The organism is Thermocrispum agreste DSM 44070 (assembly GCF_000427905.1).
Classification (GTDB): Bacteria; Actinomycetota; Actinomycetes; order Mycobacteriales; family Pseudonocardiaceae; genus Thermocrispum; species Thermocrispum agreste.
In genome coordinates this window covers 8,369-24,075 of the sequence record NZ_KE386603.1, presented here as the reverse complement: position 1 = coordinate 24,075, position 15,707 = coordinate 8,369, and the positions used below count along the sequence as shown (strand labels likewise).

At 67.3% G+C, this 15,707-nt stretch carries 1 protein-coding gene (cut by a window edge); it reads right to left on the bottom strand.

Features of this window, described 5'->3' with window-relative positions; all coding sequences use genetic code 11:
• Positions 1-15,707 carry the 5' portion of a WXG100-like domain-containing protein gene (locus YWY_RS24110; protein ID WP_156899194.1) on the bottom strand. The gene continues 12,097 nt to the left of window position 1, outside the view, so only the first 15,707 of its 27,804 coding nucleotides appear in the window; the start codon lies at positions 15,705-15,707; its stop codon lies off the left edge, out of view.

Sequence of the window (15,707 nt, the reverse complement as noted above, 5' to 3'; positions counted from 1 at the left end):
ACCGCTCCACCGCGCGGCCTGGCACGCAGGTAGCTCTCCACATCCCGCCACGTGCCCACACGCATCTGTTCGAAGTCCGCGTCCGCGCGCCTGGCGAAGTGCCGCAGGTATTCGACGCCACGCTCGCTCGGGAACGCCCTGTTCAGCAGCACCGAGTAGGCAGCAGCGATGGCCCGCGCCCGGCGATCCTGCAGGCTCTCCACCGAAAGGTCCGCCAGCGGCCGCAACAGATCTCCGTATCGGTTCTGGAAGTACGACCGGGCGTCCTCCTCGCTGGAGAACCGATCCTGGGTGACGAACCGGGTCTCGGTCGCCGCTGCTGCGGGCCGCAGCACCGTGAACGGATACCCCACCTCGTGGGTCAGATCGCCGATCCGCCCGTTCACCGGGTCGATCACGGTCAGCTGCCCGGCGCCCGGTTGCCAGTGGGCGACCCGCATCTCACCGTTCCGGTCGGGACCGAGCTGGATGACGGCTACCGCGTCCCCGGGTCTGCTCCGCAGGCGATCCCATATTTCTTCCAGGTTCCTTGCGCGACCGCTGAACCGTGCGTCGCCGTATCGATGCTGCAGTTGGCGCACATCGTCGATCTCGTTCGCAATCGGCCTTTCCTGCAACAGCGATTCGGCAGCCATGCGAGCCCACACCCTGCGGCCCCACGCACTTTCCGGCACCAGGCCCGGCCGAACGTCCAGCAATTGGCCGTAGCGGAACTGGGCGTGCGATCGCGCTTCGTCGTCCGACTCGAAGGCCGCACGCGTCAGGATCTTCCGGCCCGGGTCGGGCCAGACGAAGGGCACCATGCGATATTCATTGGCGGGGTGCAACTGGGCATAACGTTGTCCCACCGGATCGATGACATGCATCCGCCCGGAGTCGTCCAATTCCGCGACGAAATAGTCCGCACCCCGGCGGTAGCGGACCTCCACGATTCCTGCAGCCCGCTTCCCGTATTTGACGTTCAGCTGCAGAACGTCCCTCATGGTGTCCGGCTTGATGCGCGGCGCGTCGCGGAATTTCGCCAGCAGATTCTCGCGCCCGTTCCGGTTCCAGCTCAGGCTGGCCACGTTCTCCGACGGCCCGCGCGACAGAACCAGGTCGACAACCTGTCGCGCGATGTCCAGGCGGCTGGCGGAGGTGCGGCTCGAAGGGCCGGCAACCAATTCGAACAAGCTGCCGTAGCGCGCCTCGAAGCGCGACCGCGCATGGTCGTCCGATGCGAAAGAATCCCGGATGACAAGCCGCGAGTCCTGGCCACCTGCGGGTTCGGACCGCGACGCCCCGGCCTCGGCCGGCCCGGCCTGTGCCCCTTCGCCTTGAGGGGCAGCGGCATGCCCGGCGTGACCAGCCGGTCCCCCTCTCAGCTGCACCACGCCGAACTGCTCGAGAGACGGCGTCGGCCCGGTACGTGCAGCCGTGTCGATCAGCCCCACAGGGCTCCAGTAGTGCACGAAGCGCGGCCCGGGCGTCGCGACCATGAAGCGAACGGCCTGTCCGCGAGGCACGCGGCCGATCGTCCCGTTGGCCACGTCGATGACGTTGATCGGGAACGTGAGGGCGACATTTCTGACGCCGACCGGATAATTGAGTGCGGGGCCGGGGTCCGGATGCGCGATCAGATAGCTTTCCCGACCGTCCCGGACGACTTCGATGATCGCCATCGGGCGATTCATCATGCCGAGGACGGGATCCCATACCAGAACGTTCCGAAGATGGCCCCAGATCTCGTCCGGAGTCGCGGCGATCATCTTCTCGAATTCGCCGACTCCTGGCTCGAAGTAGCTGCGTAGGTAGCTGATGTCGACGCCCTGATGGGGCCACCAGTTCATCAGCAAACTGGTGGTGGCTGCCAGCGCCTGAACTCGCCGATCGGTCACGCTGTCGACAGGAATGCGCGCCAGTCCGCCGAGCTGCTGGCCGTAGCGGTGCTGGAACATCTGTTCCGCCGGCATGCGGCCACCGAGCATGTCTGCGGTGATGACGAGGTCGCGGAATCGGCCGCTCGCCGACTCGAGGATCCGAGGAATCCAGCTCCCGATCCGTTCGTCACGGCCTTCGGGGGAAAGCTCGGGCCTCGATTCGAAGGGCGGGGCCTCTGGAATGGTCGGTTGACGGTCAGGTCCGGCGCCTCGACCGGCCGGCGATTCACCAGCTCGAGGCACCGAGGAGGAGTCGGGCGAGGGGACATGAATGCCGAGGCCGACCGCGGCCGGATCGGCGCTCGGCTCGAAGGGGGCAGCTTCCTGGCGGGTGGCCGGTTGCCCGGATGTCCGTGCGACGGTCCTGGAGTCAGTGGTGGGCAGGGCAGTGCGCGCAGGCTGGCCGGGCTGTTCACCGTGCCGTGCGGTCCCACTGGTGTGGGTGTCGTGCGGGGCCCGGGCCCTGCTGGTCCGAGTGTCCTGAGGCGCGACAGTCTCGTCCTGCCGCCCCGTCCCACTGGTCCGAGCGTCGTGGGGTGCGGTGGTCCTGTCGTGCTGTCCGGTCCCACTGGTGTGGGTGTCGTGCGGGGCCCGGGCCCTGCTGGTCCGAGTGTCCTGAGGCGCGACAGTCTCGTCCTGCCGCCCCGTCCCACTGGTCCGAGCGTCGTGGGGTGCGGTGGTCTCGTCGTGCTGTCCGGTCCTACTGGTGTGGGTGTCTTGTGTGTGCTGGACCGGTGTCTGCTCGGTCCGCCGAGTCGTGTCGGTGGTGTGGGTGTCGTGTTGGCTGGTTCTGGTGGTGTGGGTGGTGGTGGGTGGGGTGGTGTGGTGGGTGTTTCTGGCTTGGTCGAGTTGGTGGGTGTAGGTGTGCCAGGAGTCGAGCCAGTTGTGGTAGGCGGTGTCGCGGTTGTGGATGAGTTGTTGGTGGGTGTGGTGGAGGGTTTCGGGGGTTTTGCCTTTCGGGTCGTGGGGCCGGAGTTGTTGGTGGTGGAGAAGTTCGAAAGCGGCGAGTTCTTTTTGGGCTTTGGTGAAGGCTTTGGCGGCTTCGGCTTCGGCGCGGGCAGCGTCGACGAGGCCGGCGGGCAGGGGCCGATAGGGGTCGGGGGTGTGCCGGATGTCGATGGCGTCGTGGACGGTGAAGGTGGTGTGGGCGGTGCTTTCGGGGCGGACGGTGTGTTGGTGGTGGACGACGATGCGCCAGTCGAGGTGGTGGCGGGAGACAGGGGTGATGTCGTGCGGAACCGGCCCCGCCGCGGGGGTGGGCTGGCCGTTGGAGGTGTGACCGTTGCCGGTGCCGGGCACGGGCTGCCCGTCGGTGGTGGGGGCGGGCTCGGGGGTGGGGAGGTTGTGGTAGGTGATGCGGGGCCTGGGCCGGTCACGCGGGACGCGGGACTCCAAAGACGCGTGCGTGGCGCGGACGTCGTCGGTTTTCGCATAGGGCATGTTCGCTTTGAAGAACGTGCGGGGATCGTCACCCACCGGAGGATGTTCAGTGCCCGCGCGAACGAACAAGTGGTTGATCGCCCTGGACCGCACGTGAGGTTCGACGGTGCGCATGTAGTCGTCGAAGACCCGCCGGTCGTACTCGGTGTCCAGCTTGACCCGGGCAGACGCGGACACCAGCTGCGGATCGTCGTGCAACCGGGCATGCAACTGAACCTGAATATTCTCCGGCAAATTGACCTTGAACTGACCGGCCAACGCCAACCCGAACCCACCCCGAATCGACGCCGGATTGATCTCCGCCTCCAGATACGGAAGGATCTTCGACAAATCCGCCGACTCACCCAGCAGCTGCTTGATCCCCTGCACCACCGCATTACGAATGTCCTCGACATTGCCGTGGTAATCATTGACCCCGATCTCATCCAAGAAATAACTCGGCCCCGCCGGACGCCGCACCGAAGACGACATCGCCCGCGGCGGCAAAACCGGCACGAACCCCGGCGCCATCCGCCACGCCGCCAACTCGTCCTCCATCGCCACCACAGCCAGAACCGACTTCCGCAACCTCCCCCCACCACCATCCCCCAACCCCTGACCAGCACCGGTACTGCTGCTGCTGGTGGTGGTGGTGGTGTTCTGCTGACCAGTGCTGGTGGTGGTGTTCTGCTGACCAGTGCTGGTGGTGGTGGTGTGTTGCTGGTGGGTGGTGTCGTGGGTGGTGGCTGGGTGGTGGGTGATGGTGGGGCCGTGGCGGGTGAGGAGGGGTTGGGCGGGGTCGGCTTGGCCGAGGCGGGTGCGGTTGTCGGTGGGTGTGAGGGGGAGGTCGTCGGGGAGTCGGTAGAAGGTGACGTCTTGGGGTGGTGGGGGGGTGAGGTGGATGGTGCTGGTGGTGGTGAGGTTTCCGTGCTGGTCGACGCCGTGGCCGCGTTCGAGGGTGATGTCGAAGGCGATGCGGGCCCGGTATTTGGCGACCGGGCCGTGGGTGGTCATGGTTTGGGTGAAGTTCTTTTTGTCGCCGCGCAGGATCTGGGTTTTGGTGTTGGCCAGGGAGATGTCCATCCCGCCACCGGAGGCGACCAGGCCTGAGGCGGGCTGGCTGCCGCCATCGGGGCCTGTGGCGCCGTCGGGGTGTTTGGGTTCGTGACCGATCCGGGCACCGTGGCTGGTGTGCAGGACCGCGTCCTCTTTGCCGGTGGTGATGTAGACGTCGGTTTCCACGTTGTTTTTCACGGTGAGTTCGTCGACGTGTTCGATGCCGACGAATTCGGGAGTGTCGATCAGGCGTGGTTTGACCACCAGATAGTGGGTCTGCCCGCTGAGCCGGCCGGCCTCCCACCGCAGCGGGGTGATCAGCTTGCCCTGCAGGAACGCGGTCACCCAGTCACGCACGTCCTGCAACACCATGTTGAAGGTGTCGAAGTTACCCAGCGGCGCATCATGCCGGGACGCCGGCAGCAGCTGCCCGGCCGCGTCCTGCGCACGCCTGCTCGCCGACTCCTGCGCACCCTCCCGCAGCCAGTGACCCAGCCCCTCGGGCATCACCTCACCGGCCTTGCCCTCCACCGTCCTGATCCGCCACGACCGCTCGTTGACCAGCCTGTCGATCTGCTCGGCCACGTCCTGCCGCCACTGCTGGAACTGCTGCTGCAACGCCTCGACCGGGCCGCGAGCGTCCACATTGGTCACCACCCCCAACCCCAGCGGCACCGTCCCCTCCTGCTGCCCGGTGACATCGATCGGCCGGAACCGGCCCGCCCACTGCTCAGACACCCCCACCTGCCGACGCTGATGCACCTGCATCAACTGCCGGGCCCACTCGGCCACCTGCTCCACCTGACCATCAACAGCCCGCCCCGACCCCGGATGCGGCTCCACCGGAATCGCCGCCGCCTGCCGCGGCGTCACCCACATCACCACCGAATCCGGATACCGCACCTGCAACGACGCACTCCGCACCCGCGGATCACGCCACTGCAACCGATTCGCCTCGTCCTTGGCCTCCGCCGCCACATCCGCCAACGCATCAGCCCGCACCAACATCACCGGATCCGGCTCGGCCATCTTCACCACCGTGCCGATCGTCCCGAACATGGCCACATAACGATCCCGCGACCACGTCCTCCGCCAAATCGGGCCATCAACCGAATACATCCACCGCCACTGATGCACAAACGCCTGATGCTGCTCAGCCACCGGCGTCTGCCAAATCGCCTGCGACACATCCACACCCGCCCACCTCGACCAACCACGCACCCCCTCCCCACCCAGCGACCCCTCCTTCACAAACCGCAACTCCACAAACTCATGCGGCACCACACCATCAGCCGTGACAAACGGACGCGGATTCACCGGCGTAATCACCACCGCCGTATCCACATCCATAATCGACACCCGCCGCCGCCACACCTCACTCCCCCGAACCGGATCCGCCACATGCGGATTACGCTCCACATAATCCGGCAACAACTGATCCAACTCCGCCCGACGACCACCCCGCGGCACCAACGGCCCCCCGTCCGGCCCCCGCCGGAACACCGGATCCCCACCCGTCACCTGCTCAACCAACTCATCCAACGCCCCCCGCACCGCATCAGAAACACCCCCTACAAACACCACCTGAACACCATCCAACTCCGGCGACGCCCGCCGCACCAACTCATTCGGCCGCCGCGGCAGCTCATCCCTCTGATAAAAAACCTGATCCACCCCCCGCGACGGCGGCGGCACCGTACTCGTCAACTTCTCCGGAACCCATATCCGCAACGGATACTCACGAGTCCACCCCGACCACCGATCCGGCTCCACCCACCGATCCTCAGCAAACCGCCCAAACCCCTCCACCCCACCCGGCATCACCGCAAACGTCCGCGGCGCCTGCCGACCCGGCAACCCCGGCAACATCCGACGACGAATCTGCGAATGCCGATGATACGACCGCACCTCCGGAGTAATCTCCAACCGCGCCACAAACGGCACCATCCGCCGCTTCCCCACCGCCCCCGACGACAACAAATCACCACGCCGATGATCAAACTGCTCCCGCGCCTCCACCAAAACCTTATGCCCCGACCGCCGAACACCACCCCCACTCACCCCCGCATTACCAAAATGCGCAGTAAACGGCCCCACCGGCCGCGCAAACATCACCGTCGCCCCAGAACCACCCCGCACCGCCCCCTCCCGACCCGCCATTACAGTCTCCTTCACCCTATCCGAATAAACAACAGAAAACTCCTCCACCCCCGCCCGCGACGGCTCCACACTCAACTTCCCCCGCAACCTCACCGACAACACGAACTCATGCAACGCCGCATCCGGCGGACGCACCCGAACCTCAATCCCACGCCCCGACAACAACCCATCCAAAAACTGCACCAAATGCTCATCAGACAAATCAACCCGCAACCCCTCCCGCGCCTCCAACTGCTCCCGCACCCGCGCATTCAACCCAGGCCCCCGCCACAACACCCCCACCCGCACACCCTCCCACTCCACCAACAACTTACGCCGCGTCGTCAAATGCCACCAACGCAACCCCGGAACATCCCGCAACGCCCCAAACAAATCCCGAAAAACCTGATCCCGCACCTCCAACACATCAACCACCACATCCCGACCCACACCCCGACCCTCCACCACCCACGACGGCGCAAAACGAACAACACCATCGGTGGCATCACTCGACCGGCCCACCGAATCCGTTGAATCAGAAATACTCCGGGTCCCGTCCTCCGACGCCGATCCGTCCCGATCCTCTCTCGCCGTCTCCCACTCCGAACGCGTCGAGCTCTCCCAGTCCTCCCGCGCGGTCTCCCAATCCTCCGACCGCGACGACGACTCCTCCGTCCTCGACATCGCCGCATCCCTCGAAACCGCCGAATCCTCCCTAGAAGAAGCAGCGACATCAGCAGACTGCCGAGACGACCCCACCGAATCCGGGGCAGTAGTGCCATCGCCGGCACCCCGCGACGAACCAGCCGGATCCCGCCCCTGCCGGGTGGCCGGGTCGGATGCCGTACGGGTAGTAGCAGGGTCGCTGGTGCTGCGCGACGAACCATCCTCGTCGCGCGCCGGCCGAGTGGCTAGGTCACGAGTCTGGGTAGCGGCCTGGTCGGTGGTGGTACGAGACGTGCCAGCGCGGTCGGTGATGGTGGGGTCGCTGGTGTTCCGGGAAGTGCCAGCCTGGTCTTGCGCCGACCGAGACGCCGGATCGCGGCCGGCGCTGGTCGCCCGATCCGTCGTGCGGCCCGTGGCTTGGTCTGTGGTGCGGCCGGTAGTGGCCGGGTCCGTGGCGGCCGGGTCCGTGGCGCGACCGGTAGTGGTGGCGGGCGGATCTGTGGCGCGGCCGGTGGTGGCTTGGTCAGTGGCGCGGGTGCCAGCCTGATCAGTGCTGGTGGCTTGGTCGATGGTGCGGCTGGTGCTGCTGGCCGGATCCGGCGTGGTGGTGGTGTTCCGGGAGGTGCCGGCCTGGCTGGTGCTGGTGGCCGGATCCGTGGTGGGGGCTTGGTCGGTGGTGCGGCCGGTGGTGGCTTGGTTTGTGGTGGCCGGGTCCGTGGTGGTGGCCTGATCGGTGGTGGTGGCTTGGTCTGTGGTGTGGGTGGTGGTGGCTTGGCTGCTGGTGGTGGTGGTGGTGTGGGTGGTGGTGGTGGGGTTGAGGTTGGTGGCCAGGTCGCGGGCCCAGTGGCCTTCGAGGGCGATGAGTTCGCCGTCGAGCCGGCGGGCGGGGTGGCCGAGCTTTTTGACTTCGATGTAGGCGTGGGCGCGTACGGGGTGGATGTCGGTGTCGGTGTTGAGGGTGCGGTGGGTCAGCTCACGCAGTTTGTAGCTGCTGCCGTGGCCTTCCCGGTAGCTGATGTCGAAGACAGGACCGGCACCCAGATACACCCCCGGCACCACGTCCGGCCCCCAGATGGACATGCCCTCGAGCTGGAATTCCCGGTCACTGCCCCGCATCTCCTGGGCGGTGAACTTGGTGAACTGATCGATCCCGAAACTGCCCGGAACCGCCTCGAACACCTCCCGCCGGGTGATCACCGCCCGCACATACAGCTTGTCCCCCTTGTTCCGCAACGCCGGCCCGTCACCCTTGGTCAAATCACCCGTGGCCACCCACCCCGCCTCCGGATTGGCCCTCGCCTCCTCCTCACTGACCGCCATCTCCGGCCACCGCTTCTGCAACTCCGCATCACTGAAGAACCGCTGCACCTCCCGGAAGGAAAACGACCGCACATCCCGCAACCCATGCCACAACCACCGCAACACCTGATCAGCGAAACTCCCCCGCCCCTCATCCGGCACTGAATACACCACCGCCGGTGCCGGCCGCGCCTCCGACAACCGCACCCCACCAGCACCCGCACCCGACTGCGGCTGCTCAGCCGCCCCCAACGCCCGCCCATCAAGCTCCGCCACCCGGCCCGGCAACCGCGGCGGAACATCGAACTCGACCTCACTACCCAGCACCCACGTCGCACCCGACCGCCGATCCGGCCACCCCGCACCAAACTTCGACCGCCCCCACCGGTGCAACCACGACTGCTCCCACCACCGAGCTACCGGATGCCGTCTCGGCGGCGGCTCCGTAATCAACCGCCCCGCCTCGTCATACAACGCAAACGCCACCCGCACCGGCGCCCGCACCGTCCGCATCTCCCCCATCTCCGCCGACGTCGTACTCGCCGACTTCCGCTGCCCCACCTTCTGCACCAACCACGTCGGCCTCACCGGAAAACGAGCCATAATCCTCGTCACCGTCGGCGGCTGCGACAACCACAAACCCCAAAAAGTAAACCGATGCGAACGACGATCAAGACCATTCTTGTCATTCGAAAACTTCTTCACATAACCCGACGCCTCCACCTTCCGCCCAGCACCCGACCCCTCACCCCCCACAAACCGCGCACCCTCCCAATCAACCTCCGTCCACACCTTCAACACAAAATGCCGACCATCATCCAACCGCAACGGCACCACAGGCTGCCGATCCCGCCCCACAAACTCCAACGGATTCACCATCACCTGACCCTGCACCACCTCCAAATCCCGATTCCCCACCAACTCCGGAACAAACCGCCCAACCCCACCCAACAAATCCACCGACCCCAACACCCGCCGAACAACCACCCCCGCACCCGAACGATTCTCCCCCAAAAAATCAACCACAAAACCACGCACACCAGAACCCACACCACCACCCCCAGAAACCGAACTCAGGTCACGCGGCACCCCGCTGGCATCCTCCGGCGTAGAGTCCTGAACGTCCCGCGAAAAACCTGACGATTCCGAATCCGAATCACGCGGCACCCCACGGGCATCACCAGGCGCCGATCCCTCACGACCCCTGCCGCTGTCCTGCGGCGGGACAGCCTCAGTAGCCCTGTCACCGTCCTGTGCAGAACCCTCGCGGCGCTGCCCGTTCTGCGCGGATTGACCGCCGGTGTCCTGCCGCCCCGTGCCAGTCGACCGCTCGCCTTCACCACCACCCCGCCGCTGCGCGACCGACTCACCACCGGAATCCCGACCCCCCGCATCAGACAACCGCTCACCATCACCACCACCCCGCCGCTGCGTTCCTTCGTGACCCGGCGTCGCGGTCGCCTGCGAACCATCACGTCCCTGCGGCGGTGTCTCTCCACTGCGTCCGGTGCCGGAGGCTTGCGTGCTGTCGGTGCGTGTTCCACCGGAATCCTCGGTGCCAGCCAGCCGGGAGCTACCATCCGGCGAGCGCGTTTGCTCGGAACTTGCGGCCGACGATGCATCTCGATGCGGCACGCCACCGGACACGTCGGCACCGGTCGACCTGGCCGGAACCGACCGTCTCTGGGACAACCCCTCCGGTGGTGGTTTCCGCAACTTGTTCGGCGTCCGGGCAGCCGCAGGCTCCGCGGCTCGGGCAGACCGCTCGCTGGGTGGCTCCCGCCGGAGCACGGTGTCGAAGAATTCGGCAATACGCGAGCGCCCCGGAGCCGGCCCCTCCGAGGGTTCCCGTCGCCGCGATCCCTCCACATCACGCGACCTGACATCCGGTCGTGGTTCCCGCGACTTGTTCGGGGTCCGGGTGACCGGCGCCTGCTCACCGGCCTGGGTTCGCGATCGCCCACCACCCTCCGCAGCGGCCTCACCCCGCTGCAGCACTCCACCAGAAGATCCGGCTTCCGTCGTCTTGGCCACCGACCTCCCGGCCTCCATGTCCACCGTCGGCCGTTTCCGCAACTTGTTCGGTCCCTGCCTGCCGACGTTCTGCGGTGAACCAGCAGGATGCCCAAGGGCCTCGCCCTGCAACATCCACGACGGAGCTTCTCCCTTTTTGCCGAACGACTCGACAAGCCGCAAAACACGGGGCGGCCTTTCCCCCGACCCTCCACGCCCGGAACTCTCACCGGACGACTGCGAAGACCGGGACGGGTCACCCTCCGATGACGGACCGTCTCCCCGCTGCAACGCCACGGGCTGCACATCTACCGGCGACGAACCCCCACCCTGGTGCGCCGGATCCTGCAGCCGCTCCCCACCCGGCTGCGATCCCCCACGCTGCCCAGCTGTCGAACCACCCTTCACCAACCGCTGGACTTCGTTGTCAGCGAAGATTTCCACGAACCGCGAAACACGGGCCGGCCCTTTCCGAAACTCACTCCGGCCCGAGTTCTCCCCCTGGTGCGCCGGCTCCTGCGGCGGCTGCCCGGTCGGCTGCAGATCGTCGGAACCAGTCCGCGGCCGGCCGCCCGTCTCTGTCGTCGAGTCCTCCCGGCCGAGCGTCTCACGGCCGCTTCGATCGGCCGCATCCTCTCGGCCCGTGCCTTGGCGACCACCTGTCTGCGCACCGTCACGCGGCAGGGACGTCGAATCCTCACCGCGCTGCGACGAGCCGGCGGGTGTCGGCTCCTCACGTTCCTCGCCCCGCCCGAACTCCGGCTCAGCCGACCTGGAGCCGGGCGATGCCAGGTCTCGGCCATCGACGCCCTGAGGCCCGGCCGAGTCGTCGCTGAGCGAATTGCGCCGGACGGCGACGAACTGGTCGGTGCCGTCCACGGTCGCCTTGGCGAGGTCGAAAGGCCCGAAGCGACCGTTCGTGTTCGTGTGCTCCTGCCAGGTCCCGTCCGGCTCCAGAATTCTCACCGTGGCCGAGAGCTGCTCGACGAACTCACCTATGTCGAAACGGGATGGCGTGCCGTTCTCGGCGAACTTGTCGAGCATGGAGCGGACCGTCGAGCTGATGGCAAGACGGGGCCCCTGCCTGCCCTCAGCCGCCTGCCGGACGGCGTCCAAGAAGTTCCACGCCGGATTCTCCGGCCGCTCGGCCAAGGTCACCCCGGCGCCGGGGTGTTGCCGCCGCAACTCATCGCGCTGAGCCGGACTGAGCACGTCGAGGGGAACAGGCAGCCCGGCCAATGGACGTGACTCGAGCCCGTCCAGGACCGTGGTGCGGTCGAGCAGTTCCCGCGACAAATGGTCGATGTGCCGAGGCTGGAAATCACGGTGCACCGACTCCATCACGCTGCCGCGGGCGACCTCCGGGTGCGGCCACACCCCGACGTCCCGGAACCCGACGAAGTGGAAGAATTCGTGCACCAGCGCCCTCGGGTCGGACCTGTCCCAGGTTCGCTGGTCCACCGGCGGCACGGCATCGGAGAAGATGCGCCAGTTGCTCCGGTCCCACACCTGGATGGGCACCGGATCCCGCATGTTGTTTCGCCAGTCCCGCGGTGGCTCGTCCGGGAACGCGGCGTCGATCCGGAAATGAAGCTGGCTCCCCTGGAACCGGGCCACGTCGCCGGTGTACTTCCACCGGAAGTTGAACCGTTCGTCCAGCTGCTGTTGGATGACCTCGGCGACTTCCCGTAGTTGTTCGCGGGACGGGTGCAGCGGCCCGGAATCCGCGGGCAGCAACGCCACCGGGACGCTGATCTCCAGCACCCACCCGCCGGGCACCTCGAAGTGCCGCGCATCGAAACGAATCAGCGTCCGTTCCAAGCCGCGGTCGCCGTGGTAGTCGATGCTGCCGTCGTATCGCACCGGCCGTGCGGCGTTCCGCGCCACATCCCACAAACCGGGGTTGCTCGGATCCCGGCGGATGCCCCCCTCGATGATCGGTACCTCGGCCGGCACCGCACCGTCCGCACCGGTGCGGTCCGCGGGGGCGCGCGGCGGCACCTCGGGCTTCTCACCATCGGGCTGGTCCGGACCCGCCAGCCGCGGCCGCTTGAACCTCGGCTCCTCCATCACGACGGGCACAGCGGTGATGTCGCCGTCATCGCCTCGGCGAGCGGTTTCCTCAGCTTGCGCAATGGAGCCGTCGGACAACGCGTCGGATGCGGATCGCTTCCCGTGCGACGACCCCGACGCTTCTGGCGACTCCACTCGTGGGAGGGGCCGGTCGGTACGTGATGGGGAAGCGCCATCGTTCGTCGAGTCCGGCGCGTGCGTGCGCGGGCCGGTGGACTGCGTGCGCGGGCCGGACGGATCCGTGCGCGGGGCGGACGACTCCGGACGATGCCCGGCCGATTCCGTGCGTGGTGTCGTTCCCTCACCACGTCCGGCCGATTGCGTCGTCCCGGAAGCGTCAGTGCGCGGCGTGCTCGAAGACTGCGTACCGGTCGACGAGGATGCGTCCCCGCGCACAGTCGACTGTGCGGGGGAGGACGTGGCGTCGCCTCGCGCTGCGCCCGGGGTTTGCGAGTTCGGGGTCGACGACGAGGCCGACGACGTCGAGGTCGACGAGCTGGCCGTGTTCGCCGAAGGCGTGCTGACGTCGGCCGGGATCACCAGCGGTGGTTCGGCATCGGACCGCGCGGGGGCGAGCGACTGCCAGCGGTCACGCAGGTCCGGTGAGGGTTCGTCGAGCAGCGAAGCACCGGCGCCGTCGCGCTCCGGAACCAACGGCTGCCACCGCTCGCCCAGATCCGGCGGCGGGCCGTCGAGCAACGACGGGCCGTCTCCTGCCCGCTCGGGTGCCAACGGCCGCCAGCGGTCGCCCAGGTCGGGTGACGGCTCGTCCAGCGGTGGCGGCGTCGGACCATCGTCCGGTCCAGGCCGCAAAGGCTCGCTCGACGTCGTTGCCGGCCGGCCGGTCGGCGGACCGCCTTGCGGTGGGGTCGAAGACGAACCGCTCTGCGGAGAAGGTGTCGACGGGCCGGCCTGCCCGGCCGTCGCGTGTGCGGTGCCAGTTCGACCGGTGGCCGGGGCACCTTGTTGCGAGCCACCCGCCGAAGACTGCTGCTGCGGACCGCTGGAGGTCGTCTGAGGCCCGGCCGCATCGGACCGGCCGGGCGCGGTGGATTGCGCGCTCTGGCCGCCGGCTTGGCTGGTCGTTCCTTGGCTGGTGGTGGACACCGGCCCGCCGGTCTGCCCAGCGCTGTGCGAAGAAGCCGGGCCGGAGGACGGCGTGGTGGCCGGGCCGGCGAAATGCGTGGTCGCAGGTCCGGAGGGTTGCGTCGTGGCCGGGCCGGAGGCGGTGGTCCCGGCCGGAGTCTGGGTTCCGATCGCACCACCCGGGGTCTGGGCCACGGCCGGACCGGCGGACTGGGTGGCCGGGGCTTCGCCCGGGGTGAACATCGTGCCGAAGGAGCCGAAGGACCGGCTGGTCGATGCGTCGCCGACGGCGCTGGGCTGGGAGGTTTCCCCGCCGTCCGGGATCTGCAGAGGAGCGCGAGCCGGTGTGTCACCCACCCGGTACTCGGTACCGCCACCCACGTCCCGACCGAATCCGCCGTCGACCAGGGTGGAACCGTCCAGGCCGTCTCCGCTGAGGAACGAGCCCAGATCGGTGCTGCTCGCGGCGGCACTTCCGTTGCCCGACGAGCCGAATCCGCCGCCTGCCGCGGAGCCGTTGCTGACACCTGCGCCGTTGCTGACGCCGTTGGTCGCCCCGATGCCGTTGCGTCCACCGACACCGGCTCCTGTGCCGTTCCCGGCGCCTGCACCGTTCCCGATCCCGTTGTAGGCACCTCCGGCCAACGGGGTTTTGCCGACGTCGCTGACGTCACTGTAGATCGAGTCCGTGTCCCGGACGGTCGCGGAATCGACCGAGAAACCGTCACCGCCTCGCGTGCCGCCGAGCAGCGGCGCAGTGGAACTGACGTCGCTGTACGAAGATTCGACGCTGGAGATCGAATCGGTGTCGCTGAACGAGTCCCTGCTCGAACCTGTGCTCGAGCCGGCATCCCGGCCGTATCCGGACAAGCCGACGACCTTGTCACCGCCGCCACCACCGCCACCGGATGCCGCGTCACTGCCGTGGGAGGGCCCCCCAGGGTCGACCTTCGGGGGCCCGTCGGGCCCGGCCCCGAGCAGTTCGTAGCGATCGGGCACGCGCAGGTCGATACCGATCTTGTCGAAGAACCTGAATGAGAAGTCGGCGACCTTCTGGTCGAAGCCCGGCATCATCGGCTTGGTGTAGGGCCCGAAAGCGGAGAACACGCCTTCCCAGAAGTCCCCCTTGTGCCCGGTCGCCGCAAAAATGAGCGGGTTGGACGCCATGACCAAACCGCTCTGGAAGCTGGCATACCCGAACTGACCCAGCCGCGTGAGATCCTTTCCGAAGAAGACACCTTGGTTGCGGAGTCCCCTGGCGGTGTCCACGACAGGTTTCGTGAAGGCCCGGCCAGCGCCGTAGAAGGCACCGCCGATGGCGGCCGCCCCGGCCATCATCCCGATCGACCCCCAGTCGATGTCCTGCCTGCCCGCCGTCACCGGCGGGCCGTTCCCGCGCCGACTGTTCGCGATCTTGTTGTGGGCCATCTGGCCGAGCTGAATCGTCAGATCCAGGCCACCCATGATGGCCGCGCCACCTGCCGCGTACTTGCCCGCCGTCCAGAGGAGAACTCCGATCTTCTGCAACATCAGCCGCGCCACGTCGGCCAGCTTCATCGCCATCAGCGACGCCAGCTTGGCCACCAAGGCCCTCAGCAGCGCCATCAAAGCACCACGGCCCGCCGCCAGCACCAGCGGCGCCAGAAAAGCTGTGAAAATCGACTTGAGCATCGCCAGGTACATGATCATGACCATGGTGGCCATGGCGACCAGCATGATCCTGCCCTTTTGAACGTCCGCTGCCGCGGTTTGACAGGCGCCGCCGAGATCGTTTGCCGCCGTCGCGGCGTCTTCCAGCGATTTGACGACCTCGTCCAGGTATTTCTTGGCCTCGTCCGCGGTTCGCCCGCGCATCGACCCCGACAATTCGTTGCGGGCCGCTTTCAATTTTTCCGCTATCGCCTGTGCCTTCTCGGCGTACGTGTAGTACGCACCGGCCATCTGCCGGAGCTGCGTCTCGTTTCCCTCCGGCCACTCCATGCCAACCATGACCTTCAAGAACTTCTGCAGGTCGTCCGGCAGCTCGGTGAGTTGCAC